At 68.8% G+C, this 17,455-nt stretch carries 20 protein-coding genes; 13 read left to right on the forward strand and 7 right to left on the reverse strand.

The features are described 5' to 3' along the window. Positions 1-541: 541 nt before the first annotated feature. The 6 genes from DIE16_RS04540 to DIE16_RS04565 all read left to right on the forward strand — a co-directional run bounded on the left by DIE16_RS04540 (position 542) and on the right by DIE16_RS04565 (position 7,043). On the forward strand, positions 542-1,918 hold the full coding sequence (locus DIE16_RS04540) for a nicotinate phosphoribosyltransferase (RefSeq protein ID WP_124891949.1): 1,377 nt from the start codon (positions 542-544) through the stop codon (positions 1,916-1,918). Positions 1,919-1,984: 66 nt separating this feature from the next. Then, positions 1,985-2,158, forward strand: coding sequence for a hypothetical protein (locus tag DIE16_RS36505; RefSeq protein WP_185641226.1), 174 nt, complete (start codon positions 1,985-1,987; stop codon positions 2,156-2,158). Further along, positions 2,155-3,114, forward strand: a complete 960-nt coding sequence (locus DIE16_RS04550; RefSeq protein WP_124891899.1) for an acetyltransferase — start codon at positions 2,155-2,157, stop codon at positions 3,112-3,114. The genes DIE16_RS36505 and DIE16_RS04550 overlap by 4 nt, the downstream gene beginning before the upstream one ends. 198 nt (positions 3,115-3,312) lie before the next feature. After that, entirely contained in the window at positions 3,313-5,046 is a 1,734-nt protein-coding gene (locus DIE16_RS04555; protein WP_124891900.1) for an ABC transporter permease subunit, read from the forward strand. A 119-nt stretch (positions 5,047-5,165) separates the two neighbouring features. After that, positions 5,166-6,425 carry a nitrate/sulfonate/bicarbonate ABC transporter ATP-binding protein gene (locus DIE16_RS04560; RefSeq protein ID WP_185640832.1) on the forward strand — a complete coding sequence of 420 codons (1,260 nt, stop codon included), beginning with the start codon at positions 5,166-5,168 and terminating at the stop codon, positions 6,423-6,425. A gap of 153 nt (positions 6,426-6,578) precedes the next feature. Beyond that, positions 6,579-7,043, forward strand: a complete 465-nt coding sequence (locus tag DIE16_RS04565) for a hypothetical protein (RefSeq protein ID WP_124570371.1) — start codon at positions 6,579-6,581, stop codon at positions 7,041-7,043. 31 nt (positions 7,044-7,074) lie between these two features. Here DIE16_RS04565 and DIE16_RS04570 read toward each other — a convergent pair whose 3' ends face one another. Then, positions 7,075-7,668, reverse strand: a complete 594-nt coding sequence (locus DIE16_RS04570; protein WP_124891950.1) for a rhomboid family intramembrane serine protease — start codon at positions 7,666-7,668, stop codon at positions 7,075-7,077. Between the two features lie 289 nt (positions 7,669-7,957). Between DIE16_RS04570 and DIE16_RS04575 the strand changes: the two genes are divergently transcribed. Continuing rightward, positions 7,958-8,407: a CBS domain-containing protein gene (locus DIE16_RS04575; protein WP_124519761.1), complete on the forward strand. Its 450-nt coding sequence runs from the start codon at positions 7,958-7,960 to the stop codon at positions 8,405-8,407. A gap of 62 nt (positions 8,408-8,469) precedes the next feature. Here DIE16_RS04575 and DIE16_RS04580 read toward each other — a convergent pair whose 3' ends face one another. Beyond that, a complete protein-coding gene (locus DIE16_RS04580) occupies positions 8,470-10,074 on the reverse strand; it encodes a bifunctional aminoglycoside phosphotransferase/ATP-binding protein (RefSeq protein WP_124645768.1) in 1,605 nt (534 codons plus the stop codon). Between the two features lie 319 nt (positions 10,075-10,393). Here DIE16_RS04580 and DIE16_RS04585 point away from each other — a divergent pair, with 319 nt between their 5' ends. The 4 genes from DIE16_RS04585 (at position 10,394) to DIE16_RS04600 (ending at position 12,440) form a co-directional block, all read left to right on the forward strand. Beyond that, positions 10,394-10,834 (forward strand): hypothetical protein, encoded by a 441-nt coding sequence (locus tag DIE16_RS04585; RefSeq protein ID WP_124519763.1) that lies wholly within the window; start codon positions 10,394-10,396, stop codon positions 10,832-10,834. Between the two features lie 203 nt (positions 10,835-11,037). Further along, positions 11,038-11,511, forward strand: a complete 474-nt coding sequence (locus DIE16_RS04590) for a universal stress protein (RefSeq protein ID WP_124519764.1) — start codon at positions 11,038-11,040, stop codon at positions 11,509-11,511. A gap of 41 nt (positions 11,512-11,552) precedes the next feature. Next, positions 11,553-11,828 (forward strand): DUF1488 domain-containing protein, encoded by a 276-nt coding sequence (locus DIE16_RS04595; protein ID WP_124891951.1) that lies wholly within the window; start codon positions 11,553-11,555, stop codon positions 11,826-11,828. Positions 11,829-12,005: 177 nt separating this feature from the next. Further along, positions 12,006-12,440, forward strand: coding sequence for an Hsp20/alpha crystallin family protein (locus tag DIE16_RS04600; protein ID WP_124519766.1), 435 nt, complete (start codon positions 12,006-12,008; stop codon positions 12,438-12,440). 104 nt (positions 12,441-12,544) lie between these two features. On the opposite strand, the gene DIE16_RS04605 is transcribed toward DIE16_RS04600, so the two are convergent. Next, positions 12,545-13,210 carry a nitroreductase family protein gene (locus tag DIE16_RS04605; RefSeq protein WP_124528579.1) on the reverse strand — a complete coding sequence of 222 codons (666 nt, stop codon included), beginning with the start codon at positions 13,208-13,210 and terminating at the stop codon, positions 12,545-12,547. Between the two features lie 230 nt (positions 13,211-13,440). Between DIE16_RS04605 and DIE16_RS04610 the strand changes: the two genes are divergently transcribed. Both DIE16_RS04610 and DIE16_RS04615 read left to right on the forward strand, forming a co-directional pair. Beyond that, entirely contained in the window at positions 13,441-14,091 is a 651-nt protein-coding gene (locus tag DIE16_RS04610; RefSeq protein ID WP_059452433.1) for a BON domain-containing protein, read from the forward strand. A gap of 48 nt (positions 14,092-14,139) precedes the next feature. Beyond that, positions 14,140-14,379 (forward strand): hypothetical protein, encoded by a 240-nt coding sequence (locus tag DIE16_RS04615; RefSeq protein ID WP_124891901.1) that lies wholly within the window; start codon positions 14,140-14,142, stop codon positions 14,377-14,379. A gap of 122 nt (positions 14,380-14,501) precedes the next feature. On the opposite strand, the gene DIE16_RS04620 is transcribed toward DIE16_RS04615, so the two are convergent. The 4 genes from DIE16_RS04620 to DIE16_RS04635 form a co-directional block, all read right to left on the reverse strand. Beyond that, complete coding sequence (locus DIE16_RS04620) at positions 14,502-14,744, reverse strand: hypothetical protein (protein WP_124519769.1); 243 nt, start codon at positions 14,742-14,744, stop codon at positions 14,502-14,504. A gap of 140 nt (positions 14,745-14,884) precedes the next feature. Continuing rightward, a complete protein-coding gene (locus tag DIE16_RS04625; protein WP_124519770.1) occupies positions 14,885-15,913 on the reverse strand; it encodes an LOG family protein in 1,029 nt (342 codons plus the stop codon). Positions 15,914-15,935: 22 nt separating this feature from the next. Continuing rightward, positions 15,936-16,271, reverse strand: coding sequence for a c-type cytochrome (locus DIE16_RS04630; protein WP_124521041.1), 336 nt, complete (start codon positions 16,269-16,271; stop codon positions 15,936-15,938). A gap of 19 nt (positions 16,272-16,290) precedes the next feature. Continuing rightward, on the reverse strand, positions 16,291-17,298 hold the full coding sequence (locus DIE16_RS04635; RefSeq protein ID WP_124891902.1) for an Acg family FMN-binding oxidoreductase: 1,008 nt from the start codon (positions 17,296-17,298) through the stop codon (positions 16,291-16,293). Between the last annotated feature and the right edge of the window lie 157 nt (positions 17,299-17,455).

Raw genomic sequence — 17,455 nt, forward strand, 5'->3', positions numbered from 1 at the left:
CGGTGCTGCTCACCGTCGTCTGCACCGCATGCGCATCGGCAAGCACGGCGACACGAAACCTGCGCGCGCGGCATGACCTGGCGCCTGCGAATGCCGCGTCGCCGGCGTCCCGCCGGGCCGCGGGCATGCGTTGATCCCGGTCAAGGCCGCGGGGCACGGCCTCAATACGATGGATCGCATCTCCGCGAAGAATGACGACCATGAACAGGCTCAGACGCGCAAGCCGCGTGCTTGTGCCGTGCGCGGCCGCATGTTGCGTGCCGACGCAGCCGGCACATGCGCAGCATGCACGCCATGTTCCCCGCCAGGATTTCCACGGGCGGGACTTTCGCCATTTCGCGCCGAGGGAGCGTACGCGGTGACAGCGCGGTCGAGGACCCGCGCGGATACTATCCGTATGTCGCGTCGTGCAATGGCGTGTGGACCGCGGTCCCGGCGAGTCCGGGACCCGCGCCGCAATGACGGAAGCGACGCTGCTCCAGATCGCAGCGGCCGGGTACCGGTTGCACGATTGCGCGCGAGCGACGCGGGAGGGCGCATGATGAACGGATCCTGGCCGGACGCTGGCATCGACGACGCGCTGCTGACGGATTGGTATGAACTGACGATGATGCAGGCCGCGTTCGATGCCGGAATGAACGACATGGCCAGCTTCGAGTTCTTCGTACGGGCGCTGCCCGAGCAGCGGGCATTCCTGATGGCGGCGGGACTGGAGCTCGTCCTCGACTATCTGGAGGGCCTGCGCTTTACGGCCGCCGGCCTTGAGCGACTGGCCGCGACCGGGCGCTTGCGAGCGGATTTCCTCGCGTCGCTCGCCGGCTTGCGCTTTACCGGTACGGTCGACGCGATGCCGGAAGGCACGGTGTTTTTCGCCGACGAACCGATCCTGCGGATCACGGCGCCGCTTCGCGAGGCGCAGTTCGTCGAGAGCCGCGTGATGAACCTGCTCCATTACGCGACGCTGGTTGCAAGCAAGGCCGCACGCGCCACGCTCGTCGCGCATGGCAGGTTGCTGGTCGATTTCGGCCTGCGGCGCGCGCATGGCGCGGAGGCGGCGATGCTGTCCGCGCGGGCCAGCTACCTGGCAGGATTCTCCGGCACGGCGACCCTGCTCGCCGGCTTGCGCTACGACATTCCCGTGTACGGCACGATGGCGCATTCATACGTCCAGGCGCACGACGACGAAGCGCTCGCGTTCGAGCATTTCGCCCGATCGCAGCCGGATAACGCGGTGCTGCTGATCGATACGTACGATACGGAGCACGCGGCGCACAAGGTCGTCGAACTGGCGCGGCGGCTTGCGCTCGACAACGTGCGCATCAAGGGCGTCCGGATCGACAGCGGCGATCTGGCGGCGCACGCGCGCAACGTGCGCGCGATTTTCGACCATGGCGGCCTGACGGAAGCGACGATCTTCGCGAGCGGCAATCTCGATGAAATCCGGCTGCGGGAACTCGTCCGGCAGCACGCGCCGATCGACGGTTTCGGAATCGGCACGCGGATGAGCACGTCGGCGGACGCACCGTGTCTCGACTGCGCGTACAAGCTCGTCGAGTATGCGGGCCGGGCGCGCTGCAAACGTTCGGAGGGCAAGGCCACGCTGCCCGGCCGCAAGCAGGTGTTCCGGCAATACGGCCCGGATGGGCGAATCGCCGCCGACAGCCTCGGACTCGACGGCGAGCGCATCGACGGAACGCCGCTGTTGCGGCCCGTCATGATCGGAGGGGCGCGACTCGCGGCCCCCACGCTCGGCGAGAGCCGCATTCACGCAATGCGCGAACTGTCCACGCTGCCCGATCCGATGCGTGCACTGGCGCCCGTCATGCCGCTGCAGCCGGCGATTTCTCCGGCGCTGGCGGCACTGGTCGCGCAGGAGAATGCCCGGCCGGACACGCACGCGGGGCAGCAAGCGGCATGAACGGTGCACGCATCCCGGCCGGCCGCGCGCCATCGCTTCTGTTGCGAGGAGGTGCGCGCGCGTCTCGTGTTCGCCGTCCTCGAACGGACGTTCCTCGTGCGCGGCGGGCGTGACGCCGAGACGGGCCGCGATCCGTTCGCCGAAGGCGCGACACGAGGCGAAGGCAAACGGGCTGAAAGGGAGTCGTTCCATGGCATGGCTACCTCGATTCATGCAGTTATCGCGCGGCGCGAATCATGACGCGCTTTGACGTGTTCAACGGTGATGCGGACGGCATCTGTTCGCTTCAGCAGCTGCGGCTCGAGATGCCGGCCGAGTCGGTGCTCGTGACGGGTCCCAAGCGCGACATCGCGCTGCTCGCGCGCGTGCCGGCCGCCCGAGGCGACATCGTCACCGTCCTGGACATTTCTCTCGACGTGAACCGCGCGGCACTCGACGCGCTGCTGGCGCGCGGGGTCGACATCGACTATTTCGATCACCACATGGCCGCCGCCGTGCCCGCTCATCCGCACCTTCGCACGCATATCGACACGGCGCCGGATACCTGTACGAGCGTCATCGTCGACCGATACCTGGCGGGCCGGCAGCGACTCTGGGCGGTGGTCGGTGCCTATGGCGACAATCTCGTCGGCGTGGCCGGCAGGCTCGCCGCCGCCTGCGGCCTGACGGATGCCGATGCCTACCGTCTGCAGGTGCTCGGCGAATCCGTCAACTACAACGGCTACGGCGATTGCCCGGACGACCTCTTCATGCCGCCGCCGGCCGTGTATGCGGCGGTGCGGCAATATGCGAACCCGCTCGAGTTCGCGAGGTCGCCCCTCGCGCGGCGGCTCGACGCCAACCGGCGACGCGATATCACGCTTGCGGAGCGACAGCGCGCGAACATCGCGCTGCCGGGGGCGGACGTCTATATCCTCCCCGACACGCGCTGGGCGCGTCGCGTGCGCGGCGTTTTCGCCAATCGGCTCGCGCGTGGTGACGCGGCACGCGCTCACGCGGTGCTGACGTTGTCGGCCTCGGGTGGGTACACCGTCAGCGTTCGCGCGCCGGTCGCCGCACCGTACGGCGCAGATCGTCTTTGTCGCGCATTTCCGGAGGGCGGCGGCCGGGAAGGGGCGGCCGGCATCAACCGGCTCGCGCCGGAGCGCCTCGACGCGTTCGTCGAGGCGCTCGCGAACGCATACCCCGCCGCGTGAGCCGACGCAGGCGCGCTCGTCGGTGTGGTACGGCGTGGCCGGAACGGGTGTCATCGGGATGCTCCTGACCGGTGGCCGTTGCGCGGCAGGACTCGCTGCGATCGTGGCGCCGGGCAATGCAGGGCGGTTGACGCAGGTCAAGCCCGCCGGCCGCCCCACCCGGGAAGATGAACCGCCATCATCGGCGGGAGAGGCGTCGTGGAGCACCATGCTGAGGTATTGCGGGGCGGGCGCTGGACGCTGCCCGTGCCGGGCTGGCGGGACATCGTCGCGACGCTGATCGTGGTCGGTTTCCTGTTGCTGGCCGGCATCGCGGCGCACCAGATGGCCGGCCCGCTGGCGGTGGCGCAGCCCCCGGCGATTTCGCTGTCGCCCGCGGCGCTGCCGGGCTACACGCTGCGCACGGTCGCGCGCATGTTCGCGGCACTGCTCGCGTCGATCGTCTTCACGTTCGTCTACGCGACCGCGGCCGCGCGCAGCCGTCGCGCCGAGCGCGTGTTGATCCCGCTGCTCGACGTGCTGCAGTCGGTGCCGATCCTCGGCTACCTGTCGTTGACGGTGCTGTTCTTCCTGTCGCTGTTTCCGGGGCGCATCCTCGGCGCCGAGTGCGCAGCGATCTTCGCGATCTTCACCAGCCAGGCCTGGAACATGACGTTCAGCTTCTATCAGGCGCTGCGCACGGTGCCGCTCGATCTCGACGAGGCGAGCCGCAGCTTCCGGCTGTCCGCATGGCAGCGTTTCTGGCGCCTCGACGTGCCGTTCGCGATGCCGGGACTCGTCTGGAACGCGATGATGTCGATGTCGGGCGGCTGGTTTTTCGTGGTCGCGTCCGAGGCGATCGCGGTCGGCAACCTGCACGTCGACCTGCCGGGCGTCGGCGCCTACGTCGCGCAGGCGATCGCGAGCCGCGACCTCGCCGCCGTGGGCTGGGCGATCGTCGCGATGAGCGTCGCGATCGTCCTGTACGACCAGTTGCTGTTCAGGCCGCTGGTCGCATGGTCGGAACGGTTCCGCTATGGCGATGCCGCGCCCACGGTCGGGCCGCGCAGCTGGATGCTCGACCTGTTCCACCGATCGCGATGGATCGGCCGTGCGGTCGGCCCGGTCCGGGCGGTGCTGCGTCGGGCGGCGCGCGCGCGGCTGCGCGGGTTCATGCCGGCATGGCGCGGCCGGGTCGCGCTGCCGCGACACATGGGCGACGTGCTCTGGTTCGCGGCGTGCGGCGCGGGATGCGCGTATGCGGCGTACGAACTGTTCCGGCTCGGACGCGCGACGCTGACCTGGACGGACCTGCGCGCCGTCGCCAGCGCAGGCGGGCTCACGTTCGTCCGCGTGACCGTGCTGGTCACCCTCGCGTCGGCGATCTGGGTGCCGATCGGCATCGCGATCGGCCTCCGGCCGGGCGTGGCCGCCCGCATCCAGCCGGTCACGCAGTTCCTCGCCGCGTTTCCGGCCAACCTGCTGTTTCCGGTCGCGGTGTTCGCGATCGTGCGCCTGCGGCTCGACCCCGACATCTGGCTGTGCCCGCTGATGATATTGGGCGCGCAATGGTACGTCCTGTTCAACGTGATCGCCGGTGCGAGCGCGTTCCCGGCCGACCTGCGCGAAGCGGCCGCCTGCTTCCGGGTGCGGCCGCCGACCTGGTGGCGTCACGTCATGCTGCCGGGCGTCCTGCCGTACTTCGTGACCGGCGCGATTACCGCGTCGGGCGGCGCATGGAACGCGAGCATCGTCGCCGAAGCGGTGAGCTGGGGCGGCACACGCCTGGATGCCGGCGGACTCGGCGCCTATATCGCGCGGATGACCGACGCCGGCGACTATCCGCGCATCGCGCTCGGCGTGGCCGCGATGTCGTTGCTCGTGATCGCGACCAATCGGCTCGTGTGGCGCCCGATGTACGCGTTCGCGGAGCGCCGCACGCGGCTCGATTGAGCCCTCCACCGATCATTTATTCACGGGAGACCCGTGTGCCGAACCTCAGCGAATACACGGAAGGGAACGTCGCGAGCGCGGCCGCGCCGGCTTCGGACCCGGCGGCGGTCGTGCTCGAGATGCGGGCCGTATGCAAATCGTTCACGAAGCCGTCCGGCGAGCCGCTGCACGTGCTGGCCGATATCGATCTCGCGCTGCATGAAGGCGAGATCCTCGGGCTGCTGGGCCGCTCCGGCTCGGGCAAGTCCACGCTGCTGAGGATCGCCGGCGGGCTCGTCAAGCCCTCGTCCGGCACGGTCGCGTATCGCGGTGCGCCGCTCGCCGGCCCGACCGACGGCATCGCGGTGGTGTTCCAGACCTTTGCGCTGTACCCGTGGCTGACCGTCATCGAAAACGTCGAGCTCGGCCTCGACGCGCTGGGCCTCGCGCCGGGCGACGCGCGCGCACGCGCGGCCGCCGCGATCGAGCTGATCGGGCTCGACGGGTTCGAATCGGCGTTTCCCCGCGAACTGTCGGGCGGCATGCGCCAGCGGGTCGGTTTCGCCCGCGCGCTCGTCAGCGAGCCCGCGCTGATGTTGATGGACGAACCGTTCTCGGCGCTCGACGTGCTGACCGCGGAAACGCTGCGCACGGATTTTCTCGACCTGTGGGACGCGCACCAGCTGTCGACCCGGTCGGTGCTGATGGTGACGCACAACATCGAGGAAGCCGTGCTCATGTGCGATCGCATCCTGGTGCTCGGCGCCGGTCCGGCGCGCATCGAGGCAACGCTGAACGTGCCGCTGCCGCGTCCGCGCAGTCGGCATGATCCGGCCGTTCAGGCGATCGCCGGCAAGATCTATGCGACGCTGACGGCACGCATCACCGACGCGACGGCAGGCCGGGAAGCGACGGGCAGCGCGCTGGCCATGAAGCTGCCCGACGTGTCGAGCCACCATCTCGCCGGATTCGTCGACACGCTCGCTGCCGCGCCGTACGAGGGGCATGCCGAGCTCGGCACGATCGCATCGGCGCTCGCGCTCCGGGTCGACGCGCTGTATTCGACGGCGGCCGCGCTCCATCTGCTCGCGTTTGCCGAATGGCACGACCGGAGCATCCGGCTGAGTGCCGCGGGTCACGTGTTCGCGCAAAGCGACGACGACGCCCGGCGGCGTCTGTTTCGCGAGCATGTCGTCCGGTTCGTGCCGCTCGCCGGGCATATCGACGAAGTGCTGGGCGAACGCGAGGGGCACCGCGCGCCGCGCGAGCGTTTCGAGCTCGAACTCGAGGATCATCTCGATCCGCGCAGCGCCGACCAGGCGCTGAGGGTCGTGATCGACTGGGGGCGCTACGCGGGACTGTTCGACTACGACGACCATACCCGCACGTTCGGCCGCTGACCGCTCGGGCCGCATGTCGGGCGCGTGCTTGATCGGCATCAAGCGTCGCGCGGCGGGGCGTGCGACGCTGGACGAACCGTCGACGCGACCGCGTCGATCCGGCAGACAAGCTCCGCAACCCGACGTCAATGACCGTTCACGGGAGGACTGACCATGAACTGGCTTTCGGAATACTTCGCCCAGCGCACGAGCCCGCTGTCGCTTTCGCTCTGGGCTCATCCGCCGCTCGCGCTCGGGCCGGACGGCCCGATCTGTCGGGAGCCTTACCGGTTGCCGTACCCGGGTGTGGAACTCGTTTTCACGGAGGCGGAAGCGGTCGAGCGCGGCGGGAAGGTCTACACGCTGCCGGCGCGTTATGACGTCAGGGGGCTGCTTGCCGCGCGCAGCACGGCGCGCGACGAGGCCGCGTCGTTCTTCCGCGAGGTGACGATTTTCGGGCCGTCGCAGTTCAATCGCGACTTCGTGGTGACGGTCAACGGCGAATTTTCGTTCGTGCCGTCGTTCTGGCAGGACGGGTCGCCCGGTTTCTCGGGCATCTGCGTGCCCGCCGCGAGCGGTCGCGCGACAGGCGAGAGAACCGGCCCGCCGTGGCTGTTCCAGGGATATCTCAGCATCTAGGGCTCGCTCCCGCCATCGGCGGGAACAGGCGTCACGCACGCATGCCCGCGCGTTTTCGCCAGAAGGCGAGGCACACGAGCGCGCCGAGCATCCCCCCGAGGTGGGCGAAATGCGCGACGCCGCTCGTGTCGCCGCTGAGGCCGGACAGCAATTCGGTCAGTGCATAGCCGGCCGCGAAGAGCCAGGCGGGCATCGGTACCGGCGGGAACAGCAGCACGACGCGCCGTCTCGGAAACAGCACGGCGTAGGCGATCAGCGCGCCGAAAACGCCGGCCGACGCACCGACGGTCGGTGCGTCGGCGGGCGGCAGGGCACGCATCACCCCGAGCTGCGCGATCGCGCCGGCCAGCACGCTCGCCAGATAGAGCGCGAGAAAGCGTGCGCGCCCGAGCACGCGTTCGACATCGCGTCCGAACATGTAGAGCCCGAACATGTTGAACGCGACATGGGCGAGACTGGCATGCAGCACGCTATAGGTCAGCAACTGCCAGACGTGGAAATCCGGTGTCGCCGGCGCGCCCGATCGGGCGGGCGGCCATAGCGCGAACAGGTCGATGAGCACCGGCCAGCCGCTCGCCTCGGCGATGAACACGGCGAAGTTCACCAGAATCAATGCGTAGGTCATGGCGACGGAATCCGCGGGACGGAGGTGGCGTTGGCGGCCAGCGGTGCGGCCGGCATCGAACGTCACGACATACCGTCACGTTAGCGGTGGCACATGCGCGGCCGTTGAGGCAGATCATGGATGGCCGCCGCCTCGCCGTCCGCGCCTTGTCGGCCCGACGGCGTACGGCACATTGACGTGCGTCAAGCCCGCCCAGGGCGCCGCGCTTACCCTGAACTCGGGAAACATGCGTCGCCGCGAGGCGGCGCGCATGCGTATCGTCCACGCAAAGGACAACGGGAGCTTCATCATGCACATTGGAAGAATCAGTACCCGACCGGTCGAATCGTGCACGGTCGAATGCAGTGCGTTCGAACTGGCCGATCGCATGCGGCACGCGCATGTCGGCGACATCGTCGTGATCGAGTACCGTGATGGCGAAGCCATTCCGATCGGCCTGGTCACCGACCGCGACCTGGTGATCGAGGTGATGGCCCGCGGCGACGATCCGGGCGACGTGACGGCCGGCCAGATCATGTCGCGGGGTCTCGTCGTCGTGTCCGACACGGACGAGATCGGCGTCGCGCTCGATGAGATGCGCCGGTCGGGCATTCGGAGACTGCCGGTCGTCGACGATGCAGGCCGCCTCGTCGGCATCGTGACGCTCGACGATATCGTCGGGCATCTCGCGGGGCTGCTCGGCAGCGTCGCGGAAGTCGGCAAGCTGCAGCAGATCGAGGAGCAGCGTTTCCGCGCGTGACGCCGCGGGGCCGGCGCCCGGCGCGGGCCGGGCCGCTTGTCCGAGGGATTCGCGCCGCGCGCCTACGCGTGCAGCGCGGCGAGCAACGGCGCCCAGAACGCGCCGCTTTCATACGCGACGGCATCGCAATCGGTGTCGAAACGAATCGCGATCGCTGCTTCGGCTTCGGTCAGCGGATCGGCATGCTCGATCTGCCGGGCCAGCACGGCGGCATCGGCATCGGAGGCATCGCGTCCGCGTGCCGCCCGGGCAGCGACGCGCGCGGCGAGCGTCGCCCGGCTCGCGGTGAAATCGAGCATCGCGACGCGCACGCCGAGCCGTGCGGCGAGCGCGATGAACGCCGTCCGGTTGCACCGGCGCAGGAACGTCGCGTCGACGATTGCCGTGTAGCCGCTGTCGATGACCACGCGCGCCTCCGAAAGCAGGCGATCGTAGATCTCGTCGATCGCCGTGTCCGAATAGGCAACGGCGGGCAGGCGGGTGCCGGCCGATGCCCCGGCCAGGCGCTTGCGCTCGACGTCGCTGGACAAGCGGATGGCGCCGAGCCGCTCGGCCAGCGCACGGCTCGCCAGCGACTTGCCCGAACCGGAAACCCCGTGACACAGGAGCAGCGCAGGTTGCGCATCGCGTCGCGCACCGGCCATCGCCGACGCAATGCGCAGATAGCGGGCGCGTGCCGCCGCGTCGCCGCGCAGCCGGGCGGTCAGCGCGCGCACCAGCGCACGGTAGACGAAGTAGCACGGCAGCACGCCCAGTGCCGCGTGGTCGCCCGTGCGGGCCAGCCAGCCGGAAAGGAGGCGGTGGGCGCAATCCTCGCGTCCGTGGGCGGAGAAATCCATCAGCGCGAACGCGAGATCGCTCGCCACGTCGATCCAGCGCAGCGCGTCGTCGAATTCGACGCAGTCGAACATCAGGATCCGGTTCCGCCAGCGCACGATGTTCTCGAGATGCAGGTCGCCGTGGCACGCGCGCACGAAACCGCGCGCATGTCGATCGGCGAGCCGCGGTGCGATGCGGGCCAGTTCGGCTTCGTACCAGGCGCGCAGCGCGGCTTCGTCCGGTACCGTGACGTCGAGCGTGTCGAGCAACGGCCGGCATTGGGCCGCGACGCTCGCCGCGCTGCCGGGATGGCCGCGCGGCGCACGGTGCGGCGCGTGCAGATGATGGTGGGCCAGCGTATCCGCGAGGGCCTCCGCATCCGCCAGACCGTCGTCGCGCGATGCGCTGCGAACCGACAACATCGCCTGCGCGTCGAACCGGCGCATGCGCACCACGTACTCGCCCGGTACTGTCTGCTGCCGGCGCCGGCGCCCGCCGGTCGGCACCGGTGCGGCGAACGCGCATCGCCGGCCGTGCGGGACGAGCGGCCAGACACCCAGGTACAGCGGGCCGGCGAACGGCCGATTGAGCGTGCACTCCGCGAGCGCGCAGCGGCGCCGCTGTGCAGGCCGCGTGAGATCGACGAAGGTGAAGTGCACCGGCTTGATGCGCTTGTACGCATAGCGCCCGGCCAGATAAACGACGGACAGATGGGTTTCGATCCGCTCGATCCGGCCCGCGGGGTGGGGATAGGTGTTTGGCCGGCTCAACGCGCGATCGAATTGTCTCGACTTTCGTCGTGCATTTGCGCGACTCAGCGCGAATGGAATATGCGGCGCTCGGGACATGATGAACGGATCGGTTATACGGGGCGCGCGTACGTACGCGTTGCCGCACCCGGCGGGATGGATTCGAAACGGGCACGCACGCTCTCGTCTGCCCGATGTCGCCTGATCCGGCTGGCAGGCCGGGAACTGCCGACTCGACGAACCCTATTGCAACCGACCACGGCGCTTTCCGGGTTGATGCCAGTCAAGCCAGCCGCGCGAGAGGGCGCTTGACGCAGGTCAACCGCATTCGCCGGGGCGGCAATACAGTCGGTTCCAGCGCCCGCGCAAAGCGGTGCGTGACCGTATGCGGAATTCATGGCCGGACGAGGCATTGACGATGAAACGACGGGCATTGGCGATGAGTGTGCTCCTCGCGCTGGGTGCGTGTGCCGGGGCGGAGCGAACCGGGACATTCAGGACGATGGAAACACGACTGCTTGCAATGCGTCAGGCCGCCTCGCTGCAGTGTTCGACGCCGTCCGAGTGCGACCGGGCGTGGAGCCGCACGCGGCGCTACGTCCAGGATCATTCGTCGACCCGAATCACGCGATTCAGTGCGGACCGGATCGAGACGGCGCAACCGTATGTGGCCGGAGAAGTCTATCTCTGGGCGTCGCGCGCGGAATCGGGTGGCGGTGTCTCGGTGATCCGGCTCAAGGCGATGTGCAAGGGCATGTATGACAGCAACGGCGGCCCGGGATGGCAATACGATGCGTGCGCCAGGAAGATCCTTGAAATCGAGCAAGGCTTCCGGTCGGACGAAAACCCGCCGGGCTAGCGGCGGATGCCGTCGGTCCTCGGCAATGCGGCGCCTCGCCTCCCGGTCGGCCGGATGCCGGCCAGCGGCCGCCAGTTTCTTCTCGTGCCGGTTTCGCAACGGCTACAAACCGTTGACCTCGGTCAACGCCTGCTCGCGGCGAGCACCGATGATGGAAGCGAATCCGAACGCCGCCGGCGCGTCGGTTCATCAGCGAGGTTCGCATGTACACGAATATCATGGTCGCCACGGACGGCAGTCCTTCGGCGCATCGGGCGCTCGAAGAAGGTCTCAGGATGGCCGGGTTGTGCGGCGCCCGCCTGTTCGCCGTGTTCGCCGTCGACAAGTCCACGCTGTTCGCCTACGGCGGCCGCATGGAGCCGGAAGCCTTGCTCGACGAGATCCGTAGCCACGGCGCCGCGATCCTGCGAGACGCCGACCGGACGATCTCGCGCGCGGCAGTCAACGGCGAGACGGACATCATCGAGACCGATTTCGGCGAGGACGTCGCGGCGCGCCTGCAGCGCTACGTCGTCGATCATTCGATCGATCTGGCCGTGATCGGCACGCACGGTCGGCGCGGGGTCCGGCGGCTGGTACTCGGCAGCGTCGCCGAAACTTTCCTCCGCGCATCGAGTTGCCCGGTCCTGCTCGTGCGCGGTGAGGATGCCGCGCCCGCGACGGTTGTGGCGGCCTAGTGTTGCTGTCGGCCAGTGTGCTAGCTGCACAGGTGATCATCATGCAGATATCGTTTCCTTCCGAACATCCGACGTATTGCGACCTTGATTCCGCGCTGAGCTTTCCGGCACTCGTCGAAGGCCGCCGCGTGCGCTGCGCGATCACCTCGGCCGCGCTGGAAGATCACTTCCGCGCGGTGTCGCCTCGCGAGCAGGATCTCGTCGACGCCTTTGCGCGCCATCGTCCCGCCATCGAGCGCGCTGCCCGCTGCCTGCTCGAAGAAATCGGCGGACGGCCGATCCTGCTTCACAGCGGCTATTTCCGCTTCTGTACGTAATCGGCCGCCGCCCTTGACGCGCATCAAGCGCGTGCCGGGGCGGGAGGGTACGCTGGATTTCGAAAGATCATTCGTCCCATGCGCGGCATGTGCTGTCGCGCCCTCCGATCTTCATTGCGGCCGCTGCTGTCGGGACGAGAGCGCCGGCCGTATGTCACCGCATCAGGAGTACGAACCATGAGCAACATGACGCGTTACGATCCGTTTTCGATCGAACCCGTATCCGACCTGTTCCAGGGGCTGTTCAGGCCGCTGCGCGGCATGGCGCTGGCAGACCAGCCCGATCTTGCATCGATGAAGATCGACGTCACCGAAAACGACAAGGCGTATACCGTCAACGCGGAGCTGCCCGGCGTCGCCAAGGACGATATCGACGTCCAGGTGACGGGCAATACCGTATCGATCCATGCGAAGGTCGAGCGCAACAACGAGCAGAAGGACGGCGAGCGCGTGATCCGTCGCGAGCGCTACAGCGGTGCGATCAGCCGCTCGTTCTCGCTGTCGGGCGACATCGACGATGCCAGCGCGACGGCGACGTATCAGGATGGCGTGCTGTCGCTGACGCTGCCGAAGAAGGCGCCGGTCGGGCAGAAGAAACTCACGATCAGCTGATCGGACGACGGGCAACGGGCGATGCGGGCACGCGTCGCCCATCGGGTGGATCCGGCGCGCGGAGCGATCCGCGCGCCGCTTCGTTGGTGCGACCGAATCTGCCCTCACGCATGCGATGGCGTACTGCCGGGCCGGTAGCCGACCGTCTGCGCGAGGATCGGCAGCTCGTCCTCGTTCAGCCGCAACGCGTCGGCGAGCGTGCGGTGATTGATCCAGCCGCGCACGACCGTTCCGAGGCCGGCCGCCGCGCAGTACAGCGAGACGTTCTGTGCGATGGCGCCGGCCGCGATCGCCGAGAACACGTCGCGCTGCTGCGGCGGCATGTCGAGTATCGCGGCCGTCCGGACGACGTAGACGAGATCCAGCGGCGCGCGGCCGACGAAGTCCTGATAGCCCGTGAGGTTGCGCGCATCGACCGCGTGTTTCAGCACGAGCCGATGCGCGGGCGCATCGTAGCGATAGACGCCGTAAGGCAGCGCGACGTAGATGTCGATTTCATTGAATGCGTGCGCGGACGGTGCCGTACGACCGCCGCTCGCCGGGCGGTTGATGCCGTCGGCCGCCCACAGCATCGTGCCGAGCGTCATCGGCGGGAGCGGTGTGGCGGCGAATTCGCGGGAGCTCATTCGGGTCGCGAGCGCCGCCATCAGCGGCACGTCGCTGTCGAGCATCGGGCGCGGCAGGTCGACGATCGCCGGCGACTCGCCCTCGGGCGATGCCGGCTGCATCACGGGCGCCGGCGAATAGGCCAACAGCTGCTGTTCGGTCATGCGAGTCTCCTTGAAGCGTGATTGCGCGTGCCTGGAACGTCGCGCCTCGGCGATTTCACGATAAGACGGCCGGGCCGTAGCGGCTTGACTTCCGTCAAGCGGCGCACCCGCCGGCCACGACGTGCGGCGCGCGGCATACGTTGACCTGCATCAGCGATCGGGCGCCGCACGTGTGCAAATCTGGCTACGTGCGGCGGACAGGCACGCCGCGGCTCACAGGAGAGCAGACGATGAAAACCGACAAGCAGTTGAAGCAGGATGTCCAGGACGAACTGGAGTCCGACCCGTCGATCGATTCGACACGCATCGGCGTCGAGGTGACCGACCGGATCGTGACGCTTTCGGGGCACCCGCCGAGCTACGCGGAGAAGCTGGCGATCGAGCGCGCGGCGAACCGCGTGGCCGGTGTCAAGGCGCTCGTCGTCGACATGACCGTGCATCTGCCGGACGACGACGTGCGCACCGACGAGGACATCGCGAAAGCGGTGCGATCGGTGCTGCACTGGACGGTCGGGCTGCATGACGACGCGGTCAAGGTGCAGGTCGAGCGCGGCTGGATCACGTTGTCCGGCAAGGTCGACTGGGCATACCAGAGCCATCTGGCCGTGCGCGCGATCTCGCAGATGCGCAGCGTGACGGGCGTGACCGACCACATCGCGGTACAGGGGACGGTCGGTGCGGACGACATCGGCGGGAACATCAAGCGCGCGATCATGCGTCACGCGGAGCGCGAGGCGAAGCATATCGCGATCGACGTGCACGACGGCACCGTGCGGCTATCCGGCAAGGTCGGCTCGTTCTCCGAGCGCAAGGCCGTGCGCGGTGCCGCGTGGTCGGCGCGCGGCGTGCGTGCCGTCGTCGACGACCTGGTGGTCGAGTAAGTCCGGCAGGCGCAGGCGCGATCCGCGGCGATCCAGGAGGGTGGCCGGATGACACTTTCAGGCGAACTTCACGAAACGGACTGGTCGGTCGCGATCGAGACGGTCGCGGCCGAAACGGGCGGCTTCCGCTGCCGGATCCACGTCACGCTCGAATCGCCGGACGGCACGTGCGAGCGGACGTTCGCGCACTGCAGGACGCATGCGACCGAGCGCGAAGCCGCGATCGACGCGCTGCGCGCCGGGATGACGTGGATCGAGATGAAGAAGTCGAATACCTTCACGGTCTGAACCGGTGGGCGGGGCGGGTCGACGAAGGCGTCGGTCACGTCGCGCGCTGCGCGCAGCCGCGCAGCGACGGGGGCCGTCGCACCGGCGACCGATACCGAGGCGCGACGCCACGACGCCGGGTATCACTCCACCTTGAGCGCGGAAAGCTGCAGCGCCTGGGCGAAGCGGGCCAGTGTGGCGATCGATCCCGTCACGCTTTCGTAGCGCTCGCGCCCGATCTGTCCGTCGAGTGTCACCAGCATGCCGGCGTCCCGGGCGAGCGCGACGAGTGCCAGCGTGTCGAGCGCGGCCGTGCCGGATGCGTCGGACGTGTCGGATGCGGCGGCCCGCATCCCCGAATCGGAACGATAGTCGGCGTGTGACATGACGGCTCTCCTGGTTGTTGTGCGATCGGCTTGCCGGTCGGCCGGTATCCGTGATTTCAGTATCGTTGCCGCGCGCCCCCGATTCAATCAGCGTGCCCCGAAGTCGAGGTAGGAATCGCACCCGTCTCGTCGGCGGATTCCTACACGGCGCGTGGCTTCGAAGACCCGTTGCAGCGTGCCGGCGCGCGTTCGCGACGCCGCGCATACCAGCTGCCTATCGCGTCCCAGATCGCCTCGGCGGATTCGCAATACGTGAACAGTTCCAGGTCGCGGCGGTCGATCATCCCTTCGTCCGCGAGAAACGCCAGGTCGACCGCGCGGCGCCAGTACGCCTCGCCGACGAGGACGACCGGCAGCGGCGCGATCTTGCGCGTCTGCAGCAGGGTCAGCACTTCGAACAGCTCGTCGAACGTGCCGTAGCCGCCGGGGAAGAAGACCGCCGCTTTCGCGCGCTCGAGCAGGTGCAGCTTGCGGATCGCGAAATAGTGGAACCGGAAGCAGAGCGCCCGCGTGATGTACGGATTGGGCGCCTGTTCACGCGGCAGCTCGATATTGAAGCCGATGCTCGGCGCGCCGCGCTCGTACGCCCCGCGGTTGGCGGCCTCCATGATGCCGGGGCCGCCGCCGGTGACGATCGCGAGCCGCGCGGTGCGCGTGCACCGGTCGGCATGGGCGACGATGCGCCCGAACGCGCGCGCGACGCGGTAATACACGCTGTATTCGACGAGCCGGCTGGCGATCGTGACGGCGCGCCGCCGGCTCGCGTCGTACGGACGCTCCGCGAGCAGGCGATTCGCTTCGTCCAGCCGCGCCTTCGCGACCGACGGCGCGACGATACGCGTGCTGCCGTAGATCACGACCGCATGGCCGATCCGTTCGTTCTGCAGGCGCTCCTCGGCTTTCCAGTAATCGAGTTGCAGCCGGATGCCGCGCATGCCGGAACCCCGCAGAAGGGTCGCGTCCGCTTCGGCCGAGGCGCGGTTCGGGGATGGGACGACGCGCCGCGCGCGGCGCGGGATGCGCGGGGTGGCGTCCTTGCCGACGACGGCATCGGGCCTCGCGCGTAGCCGTTTGCCGCGCATCTTCGCGATCGTCGCGGCGGGGGCGGGGCGGCGGCGTGCGTGGCCGCGTGTCATGCCGGCGGGCGCGCGTTTGACGAGGGTCGACATGAACGGAAGCGCCCCGCGACGGTCACTGGCTCAACACCCATTGCACGAGCCGATGCGCGTCGTCGCGAGACAGCGGGCCGCCGCGATCGATGGCGGACGGCATCGGCGTGTCGCCCCAATGCACACGGCCGCCGACGCGCAGCTTGCGTTCCAGCTGCGCAGCGGCATGCGGATCGCCGCGATAGCGCTCGGCGATCTCGTGAAACGACGGCCCGAGGAACGTCATGTCGGGCGTATGGCAGAACATGCAGTGCTGCGCGTTGACGAGTTCGGTCGGCTCGGGCACGGTCGTCTGCGCGGCGGCCGTGCCGGCTATCAGCGCAATCGCGCAGAGGGCGGCGCAACGCATGATGCTCATGTTCGTTTCCTTGTCGAGATCAGGAGAAGGAGATCACTTCGTCGAGCGGGCGACGCGGCGAATGCGGCGTATGCGGGCCGCGCCCGACGCGCAGCAGCAACTGCGGCTCGCCGCGCAGCCCGAGCATGTGGCGCAGGTGGGCGCGCAACCCGGCCGTCTCGATCGGCTGGTTCAGGTACGACGCGGTATAACCGGCGCGCGTCGCGACGAGCAGGATCCGCTCGAGCGCCTGCCCGGCGGCGAGCCACGCTTCGCGATCGTCGCGCACGGTCGCGATGCACACGATCAACGGCGACGCGCCGACGAGCTGGTGATGCAGCGCGGCCAGCCCGTCGCCGAGATCGAAGGTCCGTACCGCCATCGTCACGACGGGCGCGGCGAAGTCCAGCAACGTCGGCACGCCGGCCGCGAATGCCGGCATGCCGTCCACGTGCCGGCGCGGGTCGATCCAGCTCGCCAGCTCGCGCCGGAAGCGCGGGTCCGAGAACTGCTGGCGGTCGGCCTCGGCAACCAGTTCGGCCACGCGCGCACGGTGCGCGAGCGCGTCGACGCACGCGACGTCGGCGCCTTCCGCGACGCCGGCCGCGATCAACTCTTGCTGGATCTCGTCCGGCACGGCCGTCGATTCGAAGGGGGCGCGCGTCGTGACGCGGTCAGGAATCGCATCGAACAGCGCGCCGAGGGACGCATCGGAATAGCCGTCGTCGCAGACCCGGACCACCGCAAGGAGATCGGGGTCGACTTCGGAAGGAAACGTGGTGATCGTGTGGGCGAGCCCGGCGTGATCGAGCGCGACCCGCAGGTTGAGCAACGCCGCGCCGCAGCTGATGATCAGCTCGCGATCGAACGGATCGACCACCGGCAACGCGCGGACGCGGTCCGCGCACACGGAAATCGTGGCGCCGTTGACCAGGAAGCGCCACGGCTGGGAATTGTGACTGGACGGCGCCAGCACCGCGTAGCCCAGCAGCTCCCTCAGCTGCTGGTCGGGATGGGCGCTTGCGGCAAGCGGGGGAACGGATATCATCGATCATCTCCAGGTTGCCGCGCGGGCGGCGTTTCGCCACTTCATCGTGTCAGCAACCGTCCGGCGGCCGTTGACCCACGTCAAGCGCCTGTCATCGGGGCAAACGCACGCGGTGGCGGACGACTAGCCTGGAAAGCGAAGCGCGCGAAACCGGTCG

This window comes from Burkholderia sp. Bp9090 (genome assembly GCF_003857985.1).
Taxonomy (GTDB): domain Bacteria; phylum Pseudomonadota; class Gammaproteobacteria; order Burkholderiales; family Burkholderiaceae; genus Burkholderia.